Origin of the sequence: Paenibacillus nanensis, from assembly GCF_003583765.1 — a bacterium.
Taxonomy (GTDB): domain Bacteria; phylum Bacillota; class Bacilli; order Paenibacillales; family Paenibacillaceae; genus Pristimantibacillus; species Pristimantibacillus nanensis.
In genome coordinates this window covers 455,144-481,707 of record NZ_QXQA01000001.1, presented here as the reverse complement: position 1 = coordinate 481,707, position 26,564 = coordinate 455,144, and the positions used below count along the sequence as shown (strand labels likewise).

Annotated in this window: 27 protein-coding genes and 1 riboswitch; of the genes, 10 read left to right on the top strand and 17 right to left on the bottom strand. The window is 52.9% G+C overall.

What is annotated here, in order from left to right; genetic code table 11:
* Positions 1 to 226 precede the first annotated feature (226 nt).
* From D3P08_RS02070 to D3P08_RS02045, 6 genes are all read left to right on the top strand, one after another.
* Positions 227 to 1,603, top strand: coding sequence for an ABC transporter permease (locus tag D3P08_RS02070; RefSeq protein WP_119598001.1), 1,377 nt, complete (start codon positions 227 to 229; stop codon positions 1,601 to 1,603).
* Positions 1,604 to 1,617: 14 nt separating this feature from the next.
* On the top strand, positions 1,618 to 3,126 hold the full coding sequence (locus D3P08_RS02065) for an ABC transporter permease (RefSeq protein WP_119597750.1): 1,509 nt from the start codon (positions 1,618 to 1,620) through the stop codon (positions 3,124 to 3,126).
* 107 nt (positions 3,127 to 3,233) lie between these two features.
* Positions 3,234 to 5,066, top strand: a complete 1,833-nt coding sequence (locus D3P08_RS02060; RefSeq protein WP_119597749.1) for an ABC transporter substrate-binding protein — start codon at positions 3,234 to 3,236, stop codon at positions 5,064 to 5,066.
* 79 nt (positions 5,067 to 5,145) lie between these two features.
* A complete protein-coding gene (locus D3P08_RS02055) occupies positions 5,146 to 5,616 on the top strand; it encodes a hypothetical protein (protein WP_119597748.1) in 471 nt (156 codons plus the stop codon).
* Positions 5,617 to 5,944: 328 nt separating this feature from the next.
* Positions 5,945 to 6,310, top strand: a complete 366-nt coding sequence (locus D3P08_RS02050; RefSeq protein ID WP_119597747.1) for a P-II family nitrogen regulator — start codon at positions 5,945 to 5,947, stop codon at positions 6,308 to 6,310.
* 6 nt (positions 6,311 to 6,316) lie between these two features.
* Complete coding sequence (locus D3P08_RS02045) at positions 6,317 to 7,627, top strand: ammonium transporter (RefSeq protein WP_119597746.1); 1,311 nt, start codon at positions 6,317 to 6,319, stop codon at positions 7,625 to 7,627.
* 68 nt (positions 7,628 to 7,695) lie between these two features.
* On the opposite strand, the gene D3P08_RS02040 is transcribed toward D3P08_RS02045, so the two are convergent.
* The 4 genes from D3P08_RS02040 to D3P08_RS02025 form a co-directional block, all read right to left on the bottom strand.
* Positions 7,696 to 7,980 carry a hypothetical protein gene (locus D3P08_RS02040; RefSeq protein ID WP_119597745.1) on the bottom strand — a complete coding sequence of 95 codons (285 nt, stop codon included), beginning with the start codon at positions 7,978 to 7,980 and terminating at the stop codon, positions 7,696 to 7,698.
* A 164-nt stretch (positions 7,981 to 8,144) separates the two neighbouring features.
* The gene (locus tag D3P08_RS02035; RefSeq protein ID WP_119597744.1) at positions 8,145 to 8,588 is read right to left on the bottom strand and encodes a cell wall hydrolase; all 444 of its coding nucleotides are present in this window, start codon (positions 8,586 to 8,588) and stop codon (positions 8,145 to 8,147) included.
* A gap of 81 nt (positions 8,589 to 8,669) precedes the next feature.
* Complete coding sequence (locus D3P08_RS02030) at positions 8,670 to 9,770, bottom strand: threonine aldolase family protein (RefSeq protein WP_119597743.1); 1,101 nt, start codon at positions 9,768 to 9,770, stop codon at positions 8,670 to 8,672.
* Entirely contained in the window at positions 9,767 to 10,213 is a 447-nt protein-coding gene (locus D3P08_RS02025; RefSeq protein ID WP_240647200.1) for a ribosomal maturation YjgA family protein, read from the bottom strand. The genes D3P08_RS02030 and D3P08_RS02025 overlap by 4 nt, the downstream gene beginning before the upstream one ends.
* Before the next feature lie 321 nt (positions 10,214 to 10,534).
* Between D3P08_RS02025 and D3P08_RS02020 the strand changes: the two genes are divergently transcribed.
* The gene (locus D3P08_RS02020) at positions 10,535 to 11,080 is read left to right on the top strand and encodes a GNAT family N-acetyltransferase (protein WP_119597742.1); all 546 of its coding nucleotides are present in this window, start codon (positions 10,535 to 10,537) and stop codon (positions 11,078 to 11,080) included.
* Between the two features lie 45 nt (positions 11,081 to 11,125).
* Here the strand turns inward: D3P08_RS02020 and D3P08_RS02015 are convergent, their stop codons facing one another.
* Complete coding sequence (locus tag D3P08_RS02015) at positions 11,126 to 12,064, bottom strand: aldo/keto reductase family protein (RefSeq protein ID WP_119597741.1); 939 nt, start codon at positions 12,062 to 12,064, stop codon at positions 11,126 to 11,128.
* 144 nt (positions 12,065 to 12,208) lie between these two features.
* Here D3P08_RS02015 and D3P08_RS02010 point away from each other — a divergent pair, with 144 nt between their 5' ends.
* Positions 12,209 to 12,541 carry a winged helix-turn-helix transcriptional regulator gene (locus tag D3P08_RS02010; protein ID WP_119597740.1) on the top strand — a complete coding sequence of 111 codons (333 nt, stop codon included), beginning with the start codon at positions 12,209 to 12,211 and terminating at the stop codon, positions 12,539 to 12,541.
* Between the two features lie 118 nt (positions 12,542 to 12,659).
* Complete coding sequence (locus tag D3P08_RS02005) at positions 12,660 to 13,211, top strand: DUF1697 domain-containing protein (protein WP_119597739.1); 552 nt, start codon at positions 12,660 to 12,662, stop codon at positions 13,209 to 13,211.
* 12 nt (positions 13,212 to 13,223) lie between these two features.
* On the opposite strand, the gene D3P08_RS02000 is transcribed toward D3P08_RS02005, so the two are convergent.
* From D3P08_RS02000 to D3P08_RS01990, 3 genes are all read right to left on the bottom strand, one after another.
* Entirely contained in the window at positions 13,224 to 14,006 is a 783-nt protein-coding gene (locus tag D3P08_RS02000) for an ABC transporter permease (RefSeq protein ID WP_119597738.1), read from the bottom strand.
* Between the two features lie 27 nt (positions 14,007 to 14,033).
* Entirely contained in the window at positions 14,034 to 14,738 is a 705-nt protein-coding gene (locus tag D3P08_RS01995; protein ID WP_119597737.1) for an ABC transporter ATP-binding protein, read from the bottom strand.
* 83 nt (positions 14,739 to 14,821) lie between these two features.
* On the bottom strand, positions 14,822 to 15,346 hold the full coding sequence (locus tag D3P08_RS01990) for a PadR family transcriptional regulator (RefSeq protein WP_119597736.1): 525 nt from the start codon (positions 15,344 to 15,346) through the stop codon (positions 14,822 to 14,824).
* Positions 15,347 to 15,523: 177 nt separating this feature from the next.
* Here D3P08_RS01990 and D3P08_RS01985 point away from each other — a divergent pair, with 177 nt between their 5' ends.
* Positions 15,524 to 17,071, top strand: a complete 1,548-nt coding sequence (locus tag D3P08_RS01985; RefSeq protein ID WP_162848335.1) for a copper amine oxidase N-terminal domain-containing protein — start codon at positions 15,524 to 15,526, stop codon at positions 17,069 to 17,071.
* 73 nt (positions 17,072 to 17,144) lie between these two features.
* Here D3P08_RS01985 and D3P08_RS01980 read toward each other — a convergent pair whose 3' ends face one another.
* From D3P08_RS01980 to D3P08_RS01940, 9 genes are all read right to left on the bottom strand, one after another.
* Entirely contained in the window at positions 17,145 to 18,110 is a 966-nt protein-coding gene (locus D3P08_RS01980; protein ID WP_119597734.1) for a hypothetical protein, read from the bottom strand.
* A gap of 20 nt (positions 18,111 to 18,130) precedes the next feature.
* Positions 18,131 to 19,129: a hypothetical protein gene (locus D3P08_RS01975; protein WP_119597733.1), complete on the bottom strand. Its 999-nt coding sequence runs from the start codon at positions 19,127 to 19,129 to the stop codon at positions 18,131 to 18,133.
* A gap of 18 nt (positions 19,130 to 19,147) precedes the next feature.
* Positions 19,148 to 20,059 (bottom strand): helix-turn-helix transcriptional regulator, encoded by a 912-nt coding sequence (locus tag D3P08_RS01970; protein WP_119597732.1) that lies wholly within the window; start codon positions 20,057 to 20,059, stop codon positions 19,148 to 19,150.
* Between the two features lie 71 nt (positions 20,060 to 20,130).
* Positions 20,131 to 20,319: a hypothetical protein gene (locus D3P08_RS01965; RefSeq protein WP_119597731.1), complete on the bottom strand. Its 189-nt coding sequence runs from the start codon at positions 20,317 to 20,319 to the stop codon at positions 20,131 to 20,133.
* A gap of 89 nt (positions 20,320 to 20,408) precedes the next feature.
* Complete coding sequence (locus D3P08_RS01960; protein WP_119597999.1) at positions 20,409 to 21,122, bottom strand: IMP cyclohydrolase; 714 nt, start codon at positions 21,120 to 21,122, stop codon at positions 20,409 to 20,411.
* A 55-nt stretch (positions 21,123 to 21,177) separates the two neighbouring features.
* Positions 21,178 to 21,258: riboswitch (ZMP/ZTP riboswitch) on the bottom strand.
* A gap of 48 nt (positions 21,259 to 21,306) precedes the next feature.
* Positions 21,307 to 23,079 (bottom strand): glycerophosphodiester phosphodiesterase, encoded by a 1,773-nt coding sequence (locus D3P08_RS01955; RefSeq protein ID WP_119597730.1) that lies wholly within the window; start codon positions 23,077 to 23,079, stop codon positions 21,307 to 21,309.
* Between the two features lie 136 nt (positions 23,080 to 23,215).
* The gene (locus tag D3P08_RS01950; RefSeq protein WP_119597729.1) at positions 23,216 to 24,646 is read right to left on the bottom strand and encodes a glycoside hydrolase family 28 protein; all 1,431 of its coding nucleotides are present in this window, start codon (positions 24,644 to 24,646) and stop codon (positions 23,216 to 23,218) included.
* Positions 24,647 to 24,664: 18 nt separating this feature from the next.
* A complete protein-coding gene (locus D3P08_RS01945; protein ID WP_119597728.1) occupies positions 24,665 to 25,540 on the bottom strand; it encodes a carbohydrate ABC transporter permease in 876 nt (291 codons plus the stop codon).
* A gap of 24 nt (positions 25,541 to 25,564) precedes the next feature.
* Entirely contained in the window at positions 25,565 to 26,524 is a 960-nt protein-coding gene (locus D3P08_RS01940) for an ABC transporter permease (protein ID WP_119597727.1), read from the bottom strand.
* Between the last annotated feature and the right edge of the window lie 40 nt (positions 26,525 to 26,564).

Below are 26,564 nucleotides of genomic sequence, written 5' to 3'. Positions count from 1 at the left end.
TATTTAATGTGTAACAATTGTGAGTAAATGACAACCCCGTTTATGTTGACAATTTACTAGCCTCAGAATAAAATCTACTATATCTATCGGAATAATGCAATTTAAAATTGAGTTGATATGATAGAGTAATAGAAAGTAAACGATAAAGGAGCGGACTAGCTTGACTGGGCATGCTACTGCAAGAGGGAACGGCTTCGCCGACCGGATCGCCGCCGTATTCCGCAAAATGTTATTCCATCCGACCTACCGGCTTCTATTATTGCTGGCAGGAGCGCCCGTAAACCTTATAGTATACGCGGTCTATCTCTATCGCAAAGCGGGGCATGGATACCGTGAAGCCGTTGAAGAAACGACGAATCGGCTACTCCAATCCGGCCTCAAAGACAGATTGCTTCAGGAAGCGCGGGAGCAGCTTGTGCGTAAGCACCGGTTCTTCGGTCAATCGGTCAGCGAGGAACGGACGGAGCGCGAAGCCGCAGCGATCGCCGCCCGGAAGTTCGAAGCCGCGCTAAAAGAGCAATTAGCGAAACGGCTGGCGGAGGATACGAGGCTGCAGCTTTCGTTCAGCGAGACATACCGCTCGCTTGCGGGCAATCCCCTGTTCCTCGCGTTATCGCTTGTGATTGGATGGCCGATGTATCTGCTAATGGCGCTGTACGCCAATCCCTATTCGAAATATATTGCAGAGCGGCTGTTCATGACGGTGCTTGTTATCTTCGGCGTTGCGTTTATCGTTTTTACGATTCTGTACATCTCGCCGATGAATCCGGCCGCGAACATATTGGGCGAAACGGCGACCGCCGAACAGATTGCCGCGTTCAACCAAATGTACGGGCTCGACCAGCCTTATCTGGTGCAGCTATGGGACACGTTTAGAGGCATTCTGACCTTCGATCTCGGCAAATCGTTTGCCGGCAATGAAAACGTCACGACGGCAATCGCCAATAAGTTTCCCGTAACTTTGACGTTAACGGTCATATCGACGTTGATAGCGGTTGTGATTGCCTTGCCGATCGGCATTATTTCGGCGACGAGACCGAACTCTTTCTTCGACTATACCTTTATGTTCATCGCCTTGCTCGGCTTGTCGATTCCGAACTTCTGGCAAGGTCTGATCTTTATTTTGAATTTTTCGATCAAGCTGTCATGGCTGCCCGCCACCTATAACCCGGACAACTGGCTATCCGCCATCATGCCGATTGTCGTTCTAGGGACGGGGCTTACCGCGGCGGTCGCACGTATGACCCGCTCGTCGACGCTGGAGGTCATCCATGAGGATTACATCACAACAGCCAAGGCGAAGGGGCTCTCCCGCAGGCAAGTGCTGTGGAAGCATGCGGTCGGCAACGCGCTCATTCCGATCATTACGGTAATCGGCCTGCAGTTCGGCGGCATGCTGGGCGGCGCTGCAGTAACCGAAAAAGTATTCAACATTAGCGGGATCGGAAGCTACATCGTGGACAAGCAGTTTATCCCCGATATCCCGAGCATCATGGCCGGGGTTGTCTACACCGCCATTACCATCTCAATCGTCAATGTGATCGTCGATTTGATGTACGCGTTTTTTGATCCGAGAATTCGTTCGAAGATGAAACAATATTAAAGCAGGTGCTAACCTTGACGAATCCTTCCCTAACAAAACAAGAAGTCGGCTTCCGTCTCAAATCGTGTCCGGAATACGGACAAGCGAGCTTTGCCGGCATTGTCACCATTGCTCTCGCCGTCGTTCTTCTGCTCAACAGTTATCAGACGGCGACCGGAACGTTCAAGTCCGGCGTTCTTGCCGTCAGCGTCGCCTATTTCGTTTTCGCTTTGCTGCAGTTGGCCGTCTGGAGACTGATTCGAAGAGATTTGGTCCGAGCCGGCGAAATTAAAGGTTCGACAAGAGCGCTCGGTTATGTGCTGATGCTGAGTTTGCTTACAGCCAACGTCTTTGTCGCCACAGCGGCATTCCAGCTCGTGAAGCGGAAGAAAAACGCCGCCTATACGCTTGCCGTTTACGCGTTATTGACGACCGTACTCGTTTTTGCCGTAACAGCCTTTAACCTATACAAGCCCTATGTCGCCAACGGCTTTTTGCCAGGCATGTTTCTCTTGATCGCAACGGCCGTGCTGCAGCTGATTGCCTTGATTTTAACGGCCTTGTTCGCTGACAGAACCGTCTTGCCCGGCTGGATGGCCGTCGTCGCAGGCGTCCTTATTCTAACCGCCGCAACCGGCAACCTGTTCGCGCTGTTCCTTGGCCTGCTGCTGATCGCCAGGCTTCGGGACAAAGGCATTACGTCCGGCTCCAAGCTTGGCGACGTCGTCGAACGGCTGTCGCGCAGCTCGACTTCGATGCTGGGCCTGCTGTTTATTACGTTTTTGCTCACGCTAGCGATTACGAGTCTTATGACCTTCGATTACAGCTTTGCGATCGATAACAACTACAGCGCCATCCTACAGTCGCCAAGCCTGACGTATCCGCTTGGCACGGATAATTTCGGCCGGGACTTGTTCTCCCGCATCGTCTTCGGAGCCCGCATCTCGCTGCTCGTAGGCTTGCTGTCCACGCTAATCCCCGTGCTGATCGGCGGGGCGCTTGGCGCCATCTCCGGCTATTACGGCCGGCAGACGGACAACATCATTATGCGGGCGCTGGACGTTCTTTACGCGATTCCCGGCATTCTTCTCGCGATCGCGATCATTGCCGCCTTCGGCGCCAGCACCGTCAACCTTATCTTGGCGCTTAGCGTCGGCGCGATTCCGACCTACGCCCGGACGATGAGAGCGAACGTGATGATGGTGTCAACGCTGGAGTATGTGCAAGCCGCCCGGGCATTCGGCGCAAGCGACTTCTCGATCCTGTTCAAGCATATTGTGCCGAACTCCGTGGCGCCGATGATCGTTAAGTCCTCGCTTACGATCGGCACCGCGGTCATTTCGACCAGCAGCCTCAGCTTTCTGGGGCTCGGCGTCGAGCCGCATATTCCGGAATGGGGCAACATTTTGAAGCTGGGCAGCGCCTATTTGGAGACGCACGCCTTCACCGCCATCTATCCGGGGCTTGCCATTATCGCCCTGGTGCTTTCCTTCAATTTCTTGGGCGACGGGCTGCGCGACGCGCTCGATCCGAAACTGGATTAACCTCATTCATATTCCATCGACTTCTACGTTTCCAAGCATGAATGGACGATGAATGAATGTGAGTTAAATATAGATATTTTTTTATACATGAACTGGAGGGGAAAACCATGAAGAACAAAGGCAAAATTGCCGCCGTGCTGCTGCTTAGTCTGTCCATTATGCTTAGCGGCTGCAAGGTAACGACAAAGAATGAAGTCTCCGAGGTCCCTGCACCGACAGAGGGAACAGAAACGGCCGCCGACAACAGCGCGGTGGACATCGAGCTGCTCGGCATGAGCGCGAACGAAGCCGATCTTAACATCGTACGCGACCAGCTTTCCAAAAACGGCTTTAACGTCAAGCTGAACATCCAAGCCGACTATGGCACTTTCAAGGCACAGCAGGATGCGGGCAATTACGATATTGCGCTGTCGAGCTGGACAACCGTTACCGGCAACCCGGATTACGCGGTCCGCTCCCTGTTTAAAACAGGCGGCGACTACAGCATCCTGGCAGATTCCGAAATCGACGCTCTGATCGACGAAGCGGCTGCGCAAACGCCGGAGCAATTCAAAGAAACGTACAAAAAATTCGAAGAGCAGCTTGTGTTCGAGAAAGCGTACATCGCGCCGCTCTATAACTCTCTCAAAGCGCAAGCGTTCAATCAAGAGGTGCTGAACAAGGATTCCGTCCGCATCTCGAAATCGCGCTCCCTGCCATGGGAGGAGCTCGACTTTAACGACACGTCCAAACGGGCTTCGGAAGCGCTTGTCCTTCAGTCCACGATGCCGACTCTGACGTCGCTCGACCCGATCAAAGGCAACGACGGTTCCATTAACATCATCAACACCAACATGTACGTTCGTCTGGTGAACTTGACGGATGACGATAAAATCACGTCCGAAGGCTCCCTGTCGCTGAACCATGCGATTGCCGAAGGCAACAGCGAGTATTACTTCATTTTGAGAGACGACATCAACTTTGCCCAAATTAAGGACAAGCTGGCTGTCGACACAGGCGAGCGCGTAGGCGCAGACGACGTGATCTTCTCGCTGAACCGCGCGAAGGATAAAAATTCCGTGCCTGACCATCGCACGTATACACTTCATGAGCACATTCAGAACGTAGAGCTCGTGACAGACGTTGCAACGCTTGAATCCATCAAAGTTTCCGGCAGCAGCGAAACGGTCAAAGCCGCTCTTGAGAAAGGCCTTGATTCTAAAATTTCTTCCCTTGTCGCTGACAAGACGCAAGCCGATAACGCTGGAGGCAAGTACCAAGTCGTGAAGCTGACGACAACAACGCCTTTCCCGCAAGTGCTGAACTATCTGGCTCACCAATCCGCAGGCATCGTGTCCAAAAAGCAGGTTGAAGCCATCAATACGTACGACGTCGCAACCTTCGACGTCAACAAAGACATCCCTTACGGCGACCAAAACACGGTCACTGAAGGCAGCCAGTACAATAACACGCTGTATACAAGCGGTCCGTACATCTTGTCCTACAAAAACGATTACGAAGCGATTTTCTACAAAAACCCGGGCTACATGAAAGGCACCGAGCATGAGCCAAGAATCAACAATATTAAAATCCGCTTCATCAAAGATGCCGACAGCTCCCTCTCCGCGCTTCGCAGCGGCGAGATTCATTTGTACTACGGCGTAAGCGAAACGAAATACGACGTTGTCAAAGGCGACAGCAAGCTGGCGCTCCAAACCATTCCGAGCAACGCCGTATCGTACCTGCTGTTCAATACGAAAAACCGTCCGGTAGCGGAAAGCGCGGATTTGAGAAAAGCCGTTCTGTACTCCATTAACCAAGACGAAATTTTGGCTTACTACGCAGGCAATAAGTTCAAAGCGACTTCCACCCTGAGCCCGCTCGTGCAGACCGGCCTTGAGCTGAAAGCCGATTCGGCGAAGGTGAAGGAATTCTTGAACGCCTACAAAGCCAGCAAATAAGCGGATGAGAGCAAGAGACACCCTTTCTAGGCTGTCTCTTGCTTTCTCATATAGCCGCATGCGCCAAGGAGAGATGAAAATGGGAACAAAAACAAAGCTGTCGCAATGGGATGCGCTCATGCTGGAATCGCTAAAAGCGCACGGCTGGCCAAGCGATGAGCTGCTCGCCAAAATTCACGCCGGAGACCTGCCGAAGGATGAAAGCAAATTCCAATTTGACTATACGGGGTTAACCGCATTTGCTCGGGAGCATGCGGAGACATTAGCTCAAGCTGTGCAGGAAGGCTATCAGATTAAATACAATACGATTCGCGGCATTCACAGCTGGATTCTAGTCGCTCTAGGGCAAGAGGCCGAGCTGGTGCTGGAGCCCGGACAAGAAGCCGTCATTGCCAGCTTGACGGAGGAGGATGCCGCTTTGCTTGCCTCTGTCCTTTCGTTCGGCTGGGCTATTTCCCCCGCTCAAGACAGCGGCGCCGCTTCAGATGCTAACGGGAGGTCGCTGTACCGGGTAGAGCCGGCGGAGCGCCGCGGCAGCAGTCAAGCTTAAATGCGCCGGCGGCCCTTAGCCCTTAGCGGCATAGGAACTGAAAATCGGATGTCTTATTAGCCAAAGAAAAGAAACGGCCATCTTTCCGGATGGCCGTTTCTTTTCTATACGGGCCCCTTCTTCACTTGAATAGCCGCCTCCTCCCCCACCTCTCATGACATGTAATCTTACTCCAAAATTCTATTTTTCAGATCTAAACATCTTCTTTCAATTGATTTTCGTTTAAGTATTGACGATTTTTCAGTGATGTGAGATATTGTAACATATATTTTGTAGGTAATGTACAGTCGATTGTATAAAATATACACTTTATAAGGGGGCTGCCCGATTGAAAAAGATCGAAGCCATTCTACGACCGCAAAAGCTGCATGATACGATCAAAGCGTTGCATAGCATCGGCGTAACGGCGTTTACGGTTAACCAAGTCGTAGGACGCGGCATGCAGAAGGACCGAAGCGGCATTTACCGGGGCCGTAATTTCACCATGAGTCTTCATCCGAAAGTGAAGATGGAAATTGTAATCTCTGATTTTTTAGTGGAAAAGACGGTCGAAACGATTATCGCCGCCGCCCAGACCGGAGAAGCCGGGGACGGGAAAATTTTCATCACATCGGTCGAGCAGGCGATTAACATTCGGACAGGCCAGGTGGACGAGTCAATCGACGAGCTGCGGCCGCTGAAGGAAGAGAGGTAATGCAGGATGGCGGAAACTATTCATTTGAATACGATATGGGTCGTTCTTGCGGCGGCTATGGTTCTGTTCATGGAAGGCGGCTTCAGCTTGCTGGAAGCCGGGCTTGTGCGCACGAAAAATGCGGTAAACGTTACGATGAAAATTTTTGTCGATCTCACCATCGGCGCTCTGGCATTCTGGGCAATCGGCTTTGGGTTTATGTTCGGGGATGATGCGGGCGGCTTCATCGGCACTTCCTTATTCGGCGCCCCTGACGACATTCAGCTAGCGATCGATCTCCCTCCCGCCGCCTATGTCCTGTTCCAAATCGGATTCGCGATCGCTTGCATCTCCATCGTGTCCGGCGCGGTGGCGGAGCGCATGAACTTTAAAGCATATGTGCTGGTTGCCGCGTTCCTGACGCTGCTGCTTTACCCTGTCTCCGGCCATTGGGTGTGGAATGCTGACGGCTGGCTTGCGCAGATGGGCATGAAGGATTTCGCGGGCTCCGCGGTCATCCACTTGCTTGGCGGATCGGCGGCCCTTGCGATCGCCTGGATTCTCGGTCCGCGCAAAGGCCGCTACACGGACGGAAGCGTGAACGTCTTCGCGCCGTCCAACATCCCTCTCGCATCGGCAGGCGTGTTCGTGCTTTGGTTCGGATGGTTCGGCTTTAACGCGGGCAGCACGCTCAGCGCAGGCGATGCGATGCTGCCCGCCATCGCCTTAAACACGATGCTTGCGGCCGCGGCAGGCGGCGCGTCCTCGATGCTCTTCACGATGTTCCGTTTCGGCAAGACGGACCCTAGCATGGTGATGAACGGTTCGTTATCCGGCTTAGTCGCGATAACCGCAGGCTGCGCTTACGTGAATCAATGGCAGGCCGTGCTGATCGGTCTCGTTGCCGGCCTGCTCGTAATCGGCGCTACGTTGTTCATAGACCGCCTGAAAATCGACGACCCCGTCGGCGCGGTGGCCGTGCACGGATTTAACGGCGCGTTCGGCACCATTGCAGTCGGCCTATTCGATGCGGAGGGCGGCCTATTCACAGGCGGCGGAGCCAGCCTGCTTGGCACGCAATCGCTCGGCGCGCTCGTAATCTGCATTTGGGGTTTTGCGGGCGGCGCGGCAATTGCCTACATCGCGAAAGCAACCGTCGGACTGCGCGCTTCCTCGGAGGAGGAAGAGGAAGGCCTCGACATGGCCTACCACGGCATCCCGGCCTACAACGAGCTGGACCGCTTCTCGGAGACGGCTAAGGCGATGTACGATTTCGAAGCGACTACCGGCGTTACGATCAAACAGGCGGAGCCTTTAATGATCAAAGCCGGCAAATAACGAGCAGGGATTGCCCCGGCATGGGTGCAATCCCTGTTTTTGATTTCGTCCTATGCTTCACGATATGATTACCTGTCTTCTAGGCGGCCGAAGGAGACCTTTCGAGGTAAATCCATGTTTTTATACCGTTCGTACGCTTCGGCCATAATAGGCGCGTTTTCTTTTGTAAGAATGAAGCCGTTTAGTGTATCTTTAATGATTTCCAATTGTTCCTGACTCATGGAGGATAGCTCTGCTGCATTAAGCTGAAACGACTTTCTAAAATGGGTTGCCAGTCTTGTTAAAACGGACTCTTTTTCGTCCTCAGACAACTTTGCTGACAAAGAAATAATAGTTGAAACGATTTCACTCACAGAACATTCTCCTCTCTGGCAGCTTGAAGAGTGGCAACTTGTGCTTTTGCAGCCCGCCCTATCTTATTGAACGTCTGCGGTTATCACCAGGTTGCGGCAAACCGAGTATATAGCCGTAATAAAAAACTCCTCTGAGTGTACGGGACACCAAGAGGAGCTTACCCTTAAAAAATGTTATAGACGTTTTCGCATTCTTCCGCAGTTGGTTCATAGAAACAATGAAGCTTGTGCCGCCCGACAAGCGGCTGGTCGTACCATGTCGGCGGACATGGCAGAGGGTTTTGGGCCGTTCCCGGACGAAAATACCAGAGTGAGAACCTTGCCGGCCAGAACCACTCGCCGTTGACGACCCTTTGCGCCAGCCGGCGTTCTCTTTCTCTAGCTCCTTCGTAGAACATCCCGTGCTGCAGCGCTTCAAACGCATGCGGCTGATTGATCATCTGCGGAATTGTCCGAAGTCCTTTAAAATCGGAGCAATTTGCTCTTACCCTGTTAATCCCGACATTTCCAACAAGAAGCATGCCCATTTCGCCTTCGCCAACCGCTTCTGCTCGAAGCAATCTTGCCAACATATCAATATCCCGGCTCCTGGCTTTTACAACTGCCATCCGCTCACCTCTTTAATTTGTTCTAGACCCATCATATTGTGGGCGAAACGGATGTGTTACGAATACCCAGCTCGCGTTTTCTTAAACGGCTTCCGCCGCTTTCAGCCTTTGGTCCAGCAACCGGAAGGCTTCGGCAACGATTGGGCGAGGCGCTTCTCCATAACGGTCACCTAAGCTTATTTCGAAGTAAGCTCCTCCGTCCTTCTTCTCCCGCACCGATTGCGTAAACCCGACGCCTGTCTCTAAGGTAACGCCAGCGAATATTTGCTCCAGCTGCTCTTTGCTTCGTTCCGAATGAACATGGAACATGTTCGACACGGGCACGGCCGGCACGGTCCGGAGCAACTCGCAGCCGTTATACAACACCGCCAGCTCCTTCGCCTCATGGTAATACTTCTCCATGAGCGGAAGGCGACGCTCCATGTAATAATCGGCTGCCACAATGTACGGGTACAAGCTGATCAAATCTCCGCCATGGCGTCTTTTCCAAACCTTCGACTGTTCGGTGAAGTCCCGGTCACCGGCAAGGACTGCTCCCGCAATGCCGCCGATCCCCTTGTACACCGAGATATATACGCTGTCGAACAGCGCGCAAACCTCCTCGGCCGATTTCCCGTAATAAGGAAGCACCTCGAACAGCCTCGCTCCGTCCAAATGAAGCTTTATCCCTCTCTCCCGGCAAAACGCCGACATCGCCTCAAGCTCTTCAAACGCCGGCAGCTGACCGCCGATCTCCCTCTGGGGAAGCTCCAGCAGCACGCAAGCGGCCTCTTCCTGAAGCCCTTCGAGATCCTTCAGAAGAACGGGCCTCGACTCATCGGCCAGAAGAATCGGCTCCAAATGATGCAGCTCCTTCAGTCCGTCTTTCTCATGGATCTCCAAATGGCAGGTCGGATGATAAGCCACCTTTTTATTCCCCTTAACGTCGGACCAAATACGAAGCGCGATCTGCTGCGCCATTGTCCCGCTTGGAAAAAATACCGCCGATTCCTTGCCGAGCAGCTTCGCCATTTTGTGCTGATACCCTTCGATGACCTCGCCGGCCCCGTACATATCGCTTTCCATTTCTCCGTCTACCTGCTCAAATGCGGTCTTCAGCACCTGCACGTTCCGTTTGCCATGTCCCGGCAATGGATATTTCGCTTGCTTGAACGCATCTATTAGTGAAATCGTGTTATTCAATGAAGTCCCTTCTTTCTCCGGTTATAGCAATAGGATATCAATCGATCCGCCCCGTACGCAAATAAAACACCAGCCCCATACCTGACCAAGTCGACAGGAAGAAATCCATGTCCAAGGACAAGCCCGCCTATTACAGTAGCTCTAACATCATTCAGCCGCTCCGCTTGATAAAGCTGGCTGAACTCGATCGCGATGCAAAACAGGAAGCCGCAAACAAGCGCCCATGCCATCCCTCTGCGAGGACCAAGCACGCGAAAACCGTAATAGATCATACTTGCCCATAACGCATCGCCGAAATGTTCCCTAACAAAGTCAGGCAGCAGACTCCATGGCATTCTTGAAGCGAGTCCCGCCATTATCGCGAGCAGGACTGCGATGGCGTAGGCTAGTCTAAGCCTCACCATTTTGTCTGCCCCTTGCTTCATCCACATTATTTTTTGCACGGCTTGCAGCCTCCGATGGGATTGCCCTATTTTAGAAAACAATTATAAACGATCGGAACGGAATGCGTCACTCTAACAAGCGGCAGTTCATCGGAGGATTGTTCCTTTTAAGCCGTATTCTACCTTGAACGCCTAAGGCCGGTTAACCGACAATAGGCAACGGGGGTATCATCCTGGTGAAAAGAAGCGACTCTATCAGCCCTACAACGATTAAAGGAGTGATGGTGTGTTGAATATCGGATTTCTAAAAAACAAGCCTTTGAGGGGTCGATTCCATTAAGGATGACCAGGCCTCTCTTGGCACTGGGAGGCAATCAGGATATGATGTGGCTGCAAACCGATGCTTCCACCGCCCCAGAATGGGCCGTTCGCCTAGCGGAGAAGCTGACTCGCCTATGCGATTCAATTACGGAGCGTAACTGCCCGAACATTAGTCTTCGACCCGTAGGCCCGTACAATTGGTATGCTTGTACCCAGCTTGAGGTAACGGAAGAGCAGAAGACGCTTTTTCCCGTTCCCGCCGTCTATTGGCTCGCCGAATCGGCATATTGCGGCTTTACTCCGTTAGCCGTTTATACCGGGGAACAGCTTGCCGGACTCGCGGTTTATGCTGTCGACCCCGATGACGGCTGTTATTGGATAATGGCTTACATGATCGACCGCCACTTTCAAAGCCGCGGCTTAGGCCGAGCCGGCATGAAGGCGCTGATTCGTTACATGGCGGAAGCCCATGGCTGTCATACAATCAGGCTTGGGCATCGGCCTGAGAATGGAACGGCGGCGAGCTTATATGCTTCCTTAGGGTTCAGACAGATGGAATGCTGTGAAAATGAAATCGTTCGGGAGCTGAACATTCCGTCTCGATAAGCGAAGAAAGGCGGCAGCCCCTATTGGACTGCCGCCTTCGATCATTTAAGCCAAAATTTGCTCAATACGGTCTATAACATCCGCGCTAAGCTTAACGCCCGACGCCTTTGCGTTCTCTTCCACTTGCTCCGGACGGCTGGCGCCGACCAGGGCGCTGCTTACGTTCGGCTGGCGCAGAATCCATGCGAGAGCCAGCTGCCCTACCGTTAAATCCAGCTCGGAAGCGACCTTTGCCAGCTCCTGCACCTTACGGATTTTGTCTTCGGTCACGTTTTTGCGCATATGATCCAGCTTCGCCGCCCTGCTGTCCGCCGGGATGTCTTGAGCCGAGCTGTATTTGCCCGTCAGCAAACCCTGTGCGAGAGGCGAGAATACGACTTGGCCAATGCCGCCGCGCTCGCCGTAAGGAATCACTTCCTTCTCAATGTAACGGTTAAACATATTGTAAACCGGCTGATTGACGACGATGCGATCCAGCAAATAGCGGTCCGCAATCCCATGGGCTTCCGCCATCTGCGACGCCGTCCATTCGCTGACGCCGACATACAGCACTTTGCCTTGGCGAACGAGATCGTCTAACGCCCGGAGCGTCTCTTCCATCGGCGTTTCAGGGTCGTGGCGATGACAGTAATAGATGTCGACGTAATCCGCGCCGAGCCGCTTCAGGCTGGCATGACACTGCTCCATCACATGCTTGCGGGACAAGCCCCGGTCATTCGGACCGTCTCCCATCGGCCAGAACACTTTTGTCGCCAGCACGTAGGATTCGCGAGGGAACGCCTTCAGCGCCTCTCCCATCAAAGTCTCCGCCGCGCCGCGTTCGTACACGTTCGCCGTATCAAAGAAGTTGATGCCGAGTCCGTATGCCGTTTGGATCGATTTGACCGCGTTTTCGCGCTCTACGTATCCGCCGTATGTCAACCAGCTGCCAAGACTGATCTCGCTTACCTTCAAGCCGCTTTTGCCTAACTTCCGAAATTGCATGTATTCATCTCCTCCCCAAATTTGCCTGCCCTTCTATTCTAGTAAAGGTTGAGGCCGCGCGAAAGTAGTGAAAATATCCTTACTTTATTCGCAGAAGGATAGCTACTATACTTAAAGTAACTATATTACAAGAGGTGAGATTTCATGAATGCGAACAATTACATTCCGAAAGATCCTTCCCATATTGCATGCAACATCGAAAAAACGCTCGACGTCCTCGGCGGCAAGTGGGCGTTCCTCGTACTGAGAGAGCTGTTCGGCGGCAAAAAAAGATTCGGCGAGCTGCAGCGGCTCATTCCCGCGATCAGTCCGCGCGCGCTGACATCCACGCTTCGTCATTTGGAAGAACGAGGCGTGCTCGAGCGCGAAGTATTCCCCACCGTCCCTGTCACGGTCGAATACAGGCTTACGCCCAAAGGCGAGGATCTCCACAACATTTTGAAGGAAATGAAGCTGTGGGCTGCGCGGTGGACCTGATTCGAGGAAGGGAGCTAACAGCCGCTTCGGCCCTCTGAAGGAGCCGATGCTTGACCCTCCGCCCTCAAAATGGAAGTTTTGCTATAATAGAGTTACTCAAAAACGGGGAGCTGATCGCATGATCTATGTTGCGCTGCTGCGCGGAATTAATGTCGGCGGCAATAACAAAATCGATATGAAGCAGTTAAAAGCCGCGTTCGAGCATGCCGGCATGCAGCATGTCGTCACTTATATCAACACGGGCAATATCATATTCAAGAACCAGGAGCTCAACAAGGACGAGCTGTCGGCCCTGCTGGAAAAAACGATTCTGGAGCATTTCGGCTTGTCGATAAAAGTGTTGATTCGGAGCATGGATGAATATCGCAAGGTGATCGATTCCTTGCCGGAGACCTGGACCAATGACCAGACGATGAAAAGCGACGTCCTGTTCTTATGGGACGACATCGATGAAGAAGCCGTGCTGGACAAGCTGGACATTCGCCCCGAATACGACCGGGTGATCTATGCTCCAGGCGCGGTGCTTTGGTCCGTGGACCGGGAAAATGCGGCCAAAAGCGGCATGCATAAAATCATTGGAACCAAAATCTATTCTCGGGTAACCGTACGAAACGTTAACACGACCCGTAAAATATTCGAGCTGATGCAAGCTGCCGCTGCAAACGCCTAGCCGCTTATCGCTTTAGGCCTTCGCATCCATGCCGCCGGACCGCCGCTTCCACTTTCTCCCGCCTGCGGCGGACCCGTCCGCATCCCAGCGGAAGGTCAGCGCCGCTATCGCGAGGCATAGAACGGCAAAGCCGACGAGCATGGCGAGCGGCGGCAGCACCTTGCTCCATACGACCTGCTCCCGGACGGCTTCGCCCATCGCAGCCACAAAATAATGAAAGGGAAGCAGCCGGCCGATCACGCGCACCCACTCCGGCGCATTCTGCAAGCTGTAGAACGCTTCGCTGGTGAACAGCATCGGGAAGCACATGACGTTGGATATCATATTGACGTTGCTTTCATCCTTGGATAGATTGGCGGCAATAAAACCGACCGCCGTCAAGCATGTCGTCCCCACCAGCAAAATAACCAGCATGAGCAGCAAGCCCCGCCCGCTTAACCGAGTGTCCAGCACCGTAACGCTTATTAGGATCACCACGCCGCTCACGAGCAGCGTCAGAGCCGTACGGGCTGCCGTTACCGAGCTAATAAAGGCCGCCGTCTTGAAAGGCGTCACGCGAAGCAGCTTATATATGCCTCGGTTGCGATGCGACATGACGTAGAAGGCGGTCACCATCCCCGCGCCGAACAGCACATTCGTTGTCAGGACGCCTGCCAGCAGCCGCTGGGAATAGTCCGGTTGATTCATATAAAGCCCTAACCCAAGCAATATTCCGACAGGAAACAAAATCGTCCAAACCAACGTATGCACATCGCGCAAAATCCCCGCAAGCATCGTTCGAATTATGGTAGCCATCTGTTAAACTCCTCCTTGTTCATCGCATTACTGAATATGGTCCGTCAATTGAATATAAATATCTTCCAAGCTGTCCGCATCGTACTTCGCCAGCAGCTCGTCAGGAGTTCCGGATGCTTCGACCCGCCCCTCGCAAATCATTACAACCCGTGTCGCAAGCTTGTGTACTTCCTCCATGTCATGGGACGTAAACACGATCGACGCGCCCGATTCCGCCAGCGTCTGAATAAGTCCTCGAATTTCCTTGCGGGCGCGGGGGTCCAAGGCTGCGGTTGGCTCATCCAGGAACAGCAGCTGTGGCCGATGCATTAGCGTCATCGCAATGGCAAGCCTCTTCTGCTGGCCGCCCGACATGCGGTCCGCCCGGGTTCCTGCAGCGTCGCCTAGACCGCAGCGCTCCAGCTGCGCGCGAAGCTCCTTATCCGAAAGCTTGAGACCATAGAAGGCGGCGAACATTCTCATATTCTCAAGCGCGCTGAACCCCGGAAAAAAAGGCGTCGATTGCAGCTGCACCCCGATATGGCTTGCCGGATTTTCGCGCCAATACGAGACGGTGCCGGCATCCGGCTTCTTTAACCCCAATATAATATCCAGCGTCGTCGACTTGCCGGAGCCGTTCGGTCCGATAATAGCCAGCACCTCTCCCTTCCCGATCGTCAAATCGATCCCGTGCAGCACCGCTCGTTTCCCATATGCTTTTTGTATCCCGCTTGCTTGAACCATCGTTTGCATTATCCTGCACCCCTTTAGCCAAGTTCGTATATCCAACGTTGGATATTGGTGCAATAAAAATCGCCGAGCGATGACGGCGACTATTACTGCTGCAATAGATGAATGAGTCTGTTCAAATACGAAATATCCTGCTCCAAAATCGCAATGGCATTATCGAAGGACGCGAGCACAAAAGGCGACAGTCCGTACTGTCCTTTAATTTCTTTGCCGCGGCGCCAATTGTCTAACGTCATCTCCGCCTGGCTAAGATTTTGCCGCAGAAGCTCCAGCGCTTCCTCGCGCGGAATGGCTTCAATCCAGTTGAGGCCAAGCCCGAAATCCGACTTCACCGAATGCGGCGGAAGCGTCAGCGACTCTCTGACGAGCTGATGGAACAACTCCTCTCCCTTTTCGGTAATCGCGTAAATTTTACGCAGGCGGGCGCCGGTCCTCTCCTCCGCCTCCGTTCGAACAAGGCCGTCCTGCTCCATCTTGTTCAAGGCGTAATAGATCGATCCGGACAGGAGATTCGCCCACTCGTCCATGCGGCTCATTTGGATGGTCTGCTGAATCTCATAGCCGTGCATCGGCCGGTCGCGGAGCAAAGCCAGTATGATGAGATTGGTCACTTCGAATTCATCCTTTGCGTATCCAATTCCGAATATCCAACGTTGAATATAACCGTGTCACGATCTTAGCATGGAAATATTCGGGATGTCAATACGATGCATACAACGCAACATTTTCGGGCCAGGTACGTTTAATTCTACGTAATGATAACTAACGATGGAAGCGGTGGTAAATTTGTGAAGAAGAAACGATGGACTGCAAAGCTTTTTCTTGCCGCATCTCTTTCATTCGGTATAGCTTTGAGTGCCATGCCGACGCCTATGCAAGCGCAAGCCTTAAGCAAGATCGACAGCGAGGCAAAGGCCATCAGCCAGGCCGACAGCTTGAATCTTATCCCAGATGGAGTAAAAGTAACGGCTAAACTCGATAGCGGCAATTGGGAAATAAGGTTCAGGGGCGACAAAACCGACATTAGCAAGAACCCATACCTGCAGGGTTATATCACCTTAAACGCGAAGGACGGTAGTATCGTCCAGTATAATGCCAGTTTACAGTCTGATTTTGTGTACCCGTATGGGAGCGATCCCTTTGACGAAAGCACCTTTAAGTTTTCTATTGAAGAGGCTTTAGATATTGCAGTAACATTTATGAAGCAGCAAGGGTGGAAACTGAAGGACAGCTGGATGAATGATCCGTATCCGATTTCCGATTACATCGCTGGAAGGGAGTTCCACACCTCTAGATTGCACATTTTCCGTTTCGATCGTTCGCATGATGGCGTCCGCGATGGGTCGAATGGCGCGTCCGTGACGGTCGACCGGGTAACGGGCGATGTAAGAGCCTATTCCGTTGTCTGGGACGACCACTCGTTTCAGCCCAATACGGTTAATGAGGCGGCGCCTACAATGATCAGCATGAAGGAGGCAGCAGATTTACTCTATAATGCCGTCGATCCCTTCCTGAAGTGGCAGGCCATTAAAGATCCCGATCAGCCGAGACTTGTATACGCGCTCCACCCAAATTATGTATTGGCAATCGACGGAACCATTCCGTCTGAGTATGAATGGGAGAACCCCTCGATCCCTGAAAAAATAAAACCCTCTTACTCAGATGCTCTGGCTAAAAAACGGCTGCTTTCCATGTACGATCTCAATTTAGAATATATAAACGGAAAGCTGGCATACCGGTTGAGACTCAAGCCTGAAATAAATTTCTTCCAAGAGGGTTTGCACCCGGCGATAGATGCCCATACAGGCGAGTGGCTTGATTTCTTGAATCAACCGATTGAAAAACCGTTCCCTCCTGCCGGAGAATGGTTGGTCGAAGCAGCGCCAGCCGGCAAGATCGATTATGCTGCCGCTATTGTATGGGATAACCATCTGCTTCAGCTGCAGAATGAGCCTTTCATCCAAGACGGCTATACGCTCGTTCCTTTCCGTGAATTGCTGACGAAACTCGGGACTAAGATTACTTGGGATCCCGCCGCTAGGGAGGTAACTGCCAGCTTAGGCGGCACGACAATCGAACTGACCATCGATTCCAAAACCGCCCACGTCAATGGAAAAGCCATAAAGATTGAAGCCCCTCCTCGTTTAAAGAACGGCCGAACCTATATCCCGGCTCGTTTAGTTCTAGAAACGTTTGGGGTAAGCGTCGGATGGAATAGCACATATAGACTCGTGCTCGTGTCCACCGAAGAGAATGCGCCATCCCCATCGAAGGAAGAGCTGAAGCGGTATGCTTTCCAGGCGCAGCTCAATTGGGAGAGCAATGTGCTCAAGTAAGCGCTGAAAATAGAAATGGATAGCGTTCTCCAGCTCTCTGAACGCTATCCATTACTTTTCTTATCCCTGATCTTTATCGGAGAGCGATGTCATGTTTTCGAATATGAATGGTCTCGCGCATGAAACTTTTTATGACATCAATCGCGGATTGCTCCGACTGCGCGGCGATGGCGAACAACCTGATCAGCTTACGATTTGCTTCTTCGGTCAGTTCATTGTCCAAAGCCGCCAATCGTGCCGCCTCTCGGAAGCTAAGCTCTACTGAAGCGTAATGACTGGCTGCCCGCTTCAACTGAGGCCAACACAACTCAAGAGTCTCCATGTACCGCCTAATGTCTCGCTTGGCCGCAGCATAAGCACGAGTGACAGTCCGCATGCCATCCCGGTCGTAATTCCTGTTCCGAAGCGCATTTATAATCGCATCGTAGGCCGAACGGCCGCATGCGTAATCCGCTTCCGGAAGCATCGGGTCATGCGTCTCCCATTTATGGATGGCCTGCATGAGCGATTCCCTATATATTTCCATCGGATCAAGCTCGATCCGGTTGCCCAATACCTGATAGTACCAATAGGGAGAAGCATTCATGCCGAACGATCCGTATGGCAGCTCCTCCAGCTCCTCCGATACCCCGTTCGAAATGAAGAGCGATTGCCGTTCATCGTCATAGCCGGCTGCCACGACAAATCGGTCCTTCCATACAATCGCGCCTATCCCGGAGTCGATCGCCCGTTTAATCTGGGCGATGGCATGCTCCCGATATAGAGGAAATACAGCGTCGAAGCGGAAGCCTGCATCCGAACCGGCCGTTACCCCGATAAAGTCCGCCGCCAAAAAGTTTTCGGCAACCCAGTTATACGCCGTGGGGGATTCCGGGGTTAGGCGGCGGTTCACTGTAAAGCGGAATGCGGCAGCCGTCATGCCGGCGAGCCTATACTTGGGCATCGTCATCCATCCCTTATTCGTTAACACGGCATGCATGGCGTCCATATAGGACTCGGATTCGATGACCATTTTCAAACCCGGTATAACTACCGCCATCTCCTTCCCTCCCTATCTCATCATTTCGGCGTATGGACTCCCCAACGCGGCACGATCGACCGTTTCCGGTCCGGATAAGCGGCGGACACTGCGCGAAACCGGTCAACCGCAGCGTCTTCGATGGCCTGCGCGGCGCGCAGAAGCCCGATCAGCTCGCCGGTCTTCTGACGATCGATGCGTTTATCCCCTTCCGCCGCAATCATGCAGCTTTCCATACCGGGGAATAAATCGGCTAGCTGGCGGAACAAATCCGCAGCATGATCCCATTCAGTCCATATGCCGCGCGCCTCCTGCAAGTATGCGCGAATTTCTTTTCTGGACTGGATAAAAGAATTTAGAATATAGACTGCCCCGCGTTCATCGAAATCCCCATGCTCCAGAGCCCGAACAAAAAAATCGTAAGCCAGCTTGCCCGATCCAATGTCCTTATGGGGCAATGTTTTGTAGGGGGTGTCCCAATCCGTAATCGCAAGACGAATGGATTCCAGCAGCATCGCTTCATACGGAATGTCTACTTTCCGCCCGAACGTTTCGTAATACCAAAACTCCGTGAAATTTAACCCGAAGTTATCGTAGAGCACGATTTGCTTCTCGCTCGACCATCCGTCCTGCACAAAAAATACGCGGTCCTCGTCATCATAGCCGTCAATAACTCCGAATTCGGGCAGCCAATACATGACGCCGACGCCTTGATCCAGGCTGAGCTTCGTTCTTTTGACCGCCTCCTGCTGATAATGACGGAATGTCGGATGCCGTGTTCGGCCCGCGTCGATTATCGAAAACAAGCCTATATTATGAGCGGCGGGGCGGTGCTCGCTCCCCCATTGGCCATAGGCTGTCACGGATAAAGGGAGCAGCCGTTCATGCACGCTGAATTTATACGACATGCCGGTCAGGCCGGAAAGTCTATACTTGGGTCCGTCATATAAATGCGCCGCTGTTAGAATGGCATGCAGACTATCGATATACGACTTCGACTCCCGCACCATTGTAAGCCCCTTAAGACTGACGTGTGTCATTCCCCGTCCCCTCGCTGTCTACATCGATTCATCCAATCGTTTGATCGCCTGCTCGCACCGGATTCGAAGCTTCTCCTTCAGCCACTTCGGAGCCAGCAGCTCCTCCCAATCGGCGACAAGCAGATGCTGTAAGAAGCTGTCCATGTCATAAAAGATAACCGTATAAAAAAGCTCTTCCCGCATTTGAATGCGGTACCCTTGCCAGCTGTCGCCGCTCAAGGGTGCTTTCAATTTTACTTTTGCGAGATAAGGAGCCCGGACAGGCTTCCTTCCTTGCGATTCGGTATCATTCATCCCGGTATTCGCGATAGAGGCAGGGCCGCCGATGGAAAGCCGGATGATGCCGTCCAGTCTCAAGCTGACGGGCTGCTCGCCGCTGTCCGTGTATAGGAGGACGTAATCGGCGTGATAGCGGGAATAAAATTTAATCGGGCTTCCATGCAGATTGCGTTCACCGTTCTGGTCCTTGTAAATCAGGTGCAGGCTACGGTTTTCCGTAATAGCCCGCGAGATCAGCTCCAGATGCTGCATCATAACCGGATCGGCATCGAATATGGGCAGGCGTTCAAGACCGGGATCGCCGTGCATGTCCTCGCCCTCAAATCGGCTAAGCAAATCGGCGACGCGCTGAACCTGCTCCGAATGGTCGTAATGATAATGCCGATACCGATGCGCCAAATATTTCAGCACCCGCTTCTCCTCGTCCGTCATATACAAATGAGGCAGCACAAAAGCATCATCCGCATAGCAATAGCCTCTATGCTTGGCCACATATTGAAGAGGCGCGCGCAGCGAGGTAACCATATATTCGATATCGCGCGCGGCCTGCCTTTGCGAAATTTCGAAATGCTTGGCAAGACGGCTGCTGTTCGGGTAGGCGCCCGCCCGCACCTGCTGATCAAACCACCCGATACGATGCAAATTGCTCATCCCCAAACAGCCCCTTCTTTTACGTCGTTCTCCTCATTACAGCACCAAATGGGCTTTCCTGCAACAGGACTTTACATCAGTGCGGCGTCTACCCGGTCCTGCGGCGCGTTCGAGCAGCGCTTGCACACTTGAAAGGATTTGCCGCTCGAGCTCGTCTGCGTATACAACAGCTTTATACGCGTGCTGGAGCAAATCGGGCATGTGCCTCTTCCGCGCGATGGCATTTTCCACAGCACGCGGCCTCTTTTTGTTTTTGGCATAACAGGCTAACCTCTTTTCATTGAAGATGCCCCCATTATAAAACAAGAGGTACGACATAAAATGTCATACCTCTCGTTTAAATCATTTTTTACCGGATGCCTTCGTTTTTATTGCAAATGAACAGGCTTATCTCTTCGCTTTGCGTATCGATAAATTTGACCGCCAAGGCGATTTTATTGTCCGGGTGAATGCGCGACCAGTAGAAGTCCGCCGTCTCCTCCAACGAATCGAATAACGGCGTCTCGAACGGCTCGCCTTCAAAGGGCTTCAAGATCCCGTTCTTCTCCGACGCGTAGGTATGGATGCAGTGGCCGATGCCCTTTTTGAAACGGCTGTAATGATAGAAGTGGCGCAAGCAAACGGAGGGATCATTCTCCGTTGTCTTCAATATGGATAAGCAGCAGCTACCCGATCTCGTATCCATGATGGCGGAAATGCGCGGCGTATAATGGGGCGCGTCCGGCTCGAACTCCCGCAGCATCAACGATTGCTCGAAGCTCCGGCCCGATTGTAATCCTTCATAAATCGTGTCCGTCTGATCGCCGTTCGTAACGATATGCACATGCTCGAAGTGCCGGATCGGATCATAAATAATAAGCGACGGGTCTTCCAGCTTCGCAGGGTCGAACGCCTTGTTCCGCACCATCCGGCCCTCGCGCACAAAAACACGGTTGCGGCTGTTGACGCTTCTCCCCATGATCCAATACACCTGAACATAATGCGATCTGGATGGAGTCATTCCGACGATAATCGTCCTCCCCGGATACGGGTTTTCAAATAAACGCTGCGGATAGGTTTCCATATGGTCATTCGCTCCTTTGTGAAAAAAATAAAGAGGCAAGGAGAACGCTTCTCCTTACCTCTGCCCAGGCGTACGGCTATAGCCCCTCATATGCTCCCTCATGGTTCCCCATGCTCCGCCAGTCACATACAGGCTTTCAATTCCTCCTCATCATATCCATTCTCCTCCAAATAATCAACCGCTTTTACAAATCAAGCTCCACCAGCGATTGCGCAAGCACCGGGTAATCGGTCACAATGCCGTCGATCTGAAACTTCAGCACTTCCTTCAAATTCCGCTCGCTGTTTACCGTCCATACCCAGACCTCCCGTCCGTCCGCATGCGCCCGCTCGACAAACGTCTTCGTAAGCATCACCTTTTCAATCGTATAAAAGTCCACATCCAGCTTTGAAAGGTCGCCCAGCGCAAAATAAAGAATTTGGCCGATTCTAATGTCCGGCTCCATCGCCCGAATCAGCTTCAGCGTGTCGCCGTCAAACGACTGAATGTAGACGTCCTGCTCCATCTCGAATTGCTGAACAAGCGTGACGACTTCCCGCACAAGCTCTTCGCCCGGCCCGTACGGCTTCAAATCAAGAAGCAGCTTAATGCGCCCCTTCGCTTCGGCGAGCGCCTCGCTTAACATCGGAATCCGAATATCCGCCAGATCGGCGTCCTGCCCGATCGAAAGCCTGCTCAGCTCGTCATAGGTAAGGTCGGACACGCTTTCCGGAATGCCCGCCATTCGTCTTAGGCTATAGTCATGATGCAGCACCGCGACTCCGTCCTTTGTCAGCTGAACATCCAGCTCGACGGACTGAACGCCTTTTTCGATAGCGGATGTGACAGACAGAAGCGAATTTTCCGGCACAGCCTCGGAATCGCCCCGATGGGCTGAGATCAGCACGCTCCACTTGGCATACACCAGGCTTTCATTCGATTTGAAGCCCACAAATAGCGCAAGACTCAAATAAATCGCGGCTGCAGCTCCGTACAGAAGCCGGGTTCTTCTTTGGTTTTTCATATATTCGGCCGCTTGGTTTTCCAGCCTTCCAAGCCAGCTTGGACGAATGTTCAGCCGGTCCGTCATCTTCACCCCTTTGTTATGGCCGAAATAATAGAAGAGGCGGGTCAAGAAGATGATATTCACCGGCATAATGAGCAGTGCGAACATGTACGTCAAAATGGTAGACAGCGTCAAAGAGTAATGGTTGGTAAACGCGAGGAGCACGTTAATATCGAGCCAAGACGGCAGGGCGGACAGCAGCGACAGCGTTCCGAAGCCCGTTCCGATGACGAGCGCATTCACCGCGAACAGCATGAAGAACAGCTGCAGCCGTCTCCCCCTCGTGAGGATGAGACTGCTCCTGATCGCCTCTGTAATGGTTTTGCCCTCCAGCGTAATAAAATGAAGAACGAAGATCCACCTCAGCACCGTATACAGCAGAAGAATTAGCAGCAGAACGTAGACGATCGTCATGGCTGCCGAAGCGTTTAATACTCTGCTCTGCAAAAAGATCGGCACATTAAATAACGCATAGAACGACTCGGAGAGCGGCGATTCGATAAACGGAATAAGCACCAGCAGAAAAAAGATCAGCTGCACAATACCGAATCCGAACAGCCGGGGCGTCTGGCGCAGCGTCGTCAGCACCGCATCCGAGATGGCGACCGATTTGCCGACGAGACGCTGCTGCACCATGATGACAAGGACGCACAGCTCGATAAAAAGCGCGAACGATGCGACCAAGCCGATCATGAGTAAGCCAAGCACCCCTTCGTAGGTGGAGCCGATTTGATAAACCTCGCCGTTCAGCAGCCTGCCCGAGCCGACAACGGTCAAAACACGGTTAAAAATGAACGTAATAACCGGAATGATGACAAAGCTGGTGACCAGCATGTACAAATATTCAAAAAACAGCAGCTTTTTATAGGAAGCCCGGAAATCGCGTATGCTTCTGCCCAGCAATTTAAGCATAATGATTCATCCTATTCTTACGTCATGATGATATATCCCATTATACCCTTTGGACAGGCAGATTGTTGCGTAATTGTATATTTTGCCGCTGCTTAACCAATAAAAAAGAAGCCGCAACCGCAGCTTCCCTCTGCTCCTATTGTTCGATAATCTCCGTATTCAGGTGCCGGCGGCGCATATGCACGCCATCGATAAACGCTCCTTCCGTCTGCGCGAGCCGTACGGCTGGGCCTTGGCGCGTCTCGACGCGAACCTGGTGCAGCGTTAGCCCCCTGACATGCTTAAAGTACATGCCTTCGCCGGCCATAACGAGGCGCTCCTTCACCATATCGGGCTCCCCGCCCGCCTCTTCCGGATCCTCCGTCATCTCGACGGTAATATGGCTTAGCTCCACGTCTTCGATCGGCATCTCGGGCAAGCCGTACAGGAAGCCCGCCGAAGCGAGCGCGTTGCGCGCAGTCAAGTTGCTGATCGAGATTCGCCGAATAACCGGCGTCCCATCGGATATCGGAACGGGCTCATGGCTGGTCAGCAGCGGATTGCTCTCGTCGATGCCGTGCCGGTAGAACGCGTTGATCACAATCGGACATAGCACATCGCGCATTTGTATGCCGTTAATATTTACGTCCTCCACCCCGCCGCCGCGGGCCCTGTTCGTCTTCATCCGGATGCCGCGGTCCGTGCCGATGAACAAGCAGTTCGATACGACAATGTGCCGGATCCCCCCGGCCGTCTCGCTGCCCATTACGATGCCTCCGTGTCCGTGCTTCATGACACAATTGGTGACCGTCACATATTCGGTCGGACGCCCGACGCGCCTGCCGTCCTCGTCAATGCCGGATTTCAAACATAAACAATCGTCGCCGACATCAAAGCGGCAGTTGGATACAAGCACGGCCGAGCAGGAGTCGATGTCAAGACCGTCGCCGTTCGGCGCATCAGACGGATTTATGAAAGCGACGCCTGTAATGCGCACGCCTTCGCAATAAACGAGATGCGTATTCCAGAACGGCGAATGCCGCAGCGTAACGCCTTCGATCGCAATGTCTCGGCAGTCGATCAGCTGCAAGAGAGGCGGCCGAAGGAATTGCGTGTCCCATTCGACAATATTGCTGCGTATCCTCTCCCGGAGCCCGCGGTTGAGCTCAAGCAGCTCCAGCCGGACGGAGGATTCCGGAACGGCGCCCTCGTAGCGGAGCTTACGGTACGCCTGCCACCAGGCGTCCCCTTGACCGTCAATGACACCGCCGCCTTTAATGGCTACCCGTTCAAGACCGCTTCCGAACAGCAGCGGCGAATAGCCATAGCATTCGTAGCCGGACCAGCGCGTCTTCTCCGCCGGATAGGCGTCGAATTCATTCTTGAATAAAATCGTCGCGCCTGTCTCGATTTCCAGCGTCATATGGCTGACGAGCTTGATCCTGCCCGTCAAGTACGTGCCGGCCGGCACATATACAGTGCCGCCCCCGCCTTCCGCGCAGGCCGCAATTGCATGAGAAAATGCTGAAGTGTTATCGAAAGCTCCGTCGCCGATTGCGCCGAATGCCGTTATATCATATTTAGCCATCCGCAGCCGCCTCCCCTTCTATCCTTTAATGGACCCGAGCAGCGCGCCTTTGGCAAAGTGTTTCTGCAGGAAGGGATAGACGGCCAATATCGGTATTGTCGCGACGACGATAACGGCCATCTTCACCGCTTGATCCGGAGGAGGCACCTCGCTGTCGAGGGACGCGTCGGCGTCCAGTCCGCTGGCCAAAATTACGATTTGGCGAAGCAGCACCTGTATCGGCCATTTGGCCGCGTCGTTCAAATATAAAATCGCGTTCAAATACGTGTTCCAGTACGTAACCGCATAGAACAGCGATATCGTGGCGATCGCCGGAAGCGACAGCGGCAGCACGATGCGGAATAAAATCCCGAAATCGTTGCAGCCGTCGATCTTCGCCGATTCTTCGAGTCCTTCGGGAATGTTCTGGAAAAAGTTTTTCAGAATGATGAGATTAAAAGCGTTGACCGCGATCGGCACGACCAGCGCGGCGTAAGAATCGATCAGCCCGACCTCCCGCACGACGAGAAAGGTCGGAATGAGACCGCCGTTGAACAGCATGGTGAACACGACCATGAACATGAGCACTCTGCGGCCGTCCAAATCCCGCCGCGCCAGCGCGTACCCAAGCAGCGCGGTAACGAGCATGCTGAATGCGGTGCCTACCAAGGTGACGACAACCGAAACGCTCATTGCGCGGAAAATCGTATTTGTTGAGAAGATGTATTGGTAAGCATCCAAACTATAAACGGTCGGAATAAGCACGAATTTTTTCGCGGCGATCTCGGCCGAGGTCGTGAACGAGCCTGCGACCACATGGACGAACGGGATAAATGCGATCAAAGCGATGATCGTCAGCAGCGCGTAATTTACGATATCGAACAGCCTGCTGGATAACGTCTTATCTTGAACCATAACGGGTAACTCCTCTCGCAGCGATTAATACACGCCGTCTTCCCCCATCCGTTTGGCCAGCCAGTTGGCTGCCATAACGAGGATGAGACCGATAAACGATTTGAAAAAGCCGATGGCGGTGCTGTAGCTGAACTGGCCTTGCTGCAGACCGGCCGTATAGACGTACGTGTCGATAATTTCTCCGACGCCGCGGTTCATCGAATTAAGCAGCAGATAGACATGCTCGAAGCCAAGCTCAAGCACATCGCCGATTTTCAAAATCAGCAGCACGATAATGACGCTTCGGATCGCGGGAAGCGTAATATGCCAAATCTGGCGGAACCTGCCCGCGCCGTCAATGCGAGCCGCTTCGTACAGCCCGGGATCAATCGCCGCAATGGCCGCCAAATAAATAATCGTCCCCCACCCGGCCTCGCGCCAAATGACCTGCAGGATATACATGGGCCGGAACCATTCAGAGCTCAGCAGGAAGTTAATCTTTTCCCCGCCGAAGTAAGCAATTAATTCATTGATAATACCGCCGTCCATCGTCAGCATCACATAGCTGATCGATACGATAATAACCCAGGACATAAAATGCGGAATGTATACTAAAGTCTGCACCGTCCGTTTAAAAACCGCGATCCGAACCTCGTTCAGCATTAAAGCAAGAATGATCGGTATCGGAAAGAAAAACAGCAAATTCATGCCGAACAGCACAAGCGTGTTCGTCAATATCATCAGAAAGTCAGGCTCGGTGAACAAACGCTTGAAGTGCTCGAGCCCTACCCACTCGCTGCCGCGAATGCCTTGATACGGCTTGAAATCCTGAAGCGAGATGACAAGCCCGTACATCGGCACATATTTGAACAATATGAAAAATAAAATACCCGGAAGCGCCATCAGATAGAGCAGCTTGTTTTTCCAAATGCGCTTTTTCAGCTCGCTGTGCCTGCGGGGCTTCGGCGGGATGAGCTCCAATACCTCCGCTCTTGCTTCTTGCATCTTCTCCACCCTCTCTATCTCCGGTTAGCCTTCGTCAGAT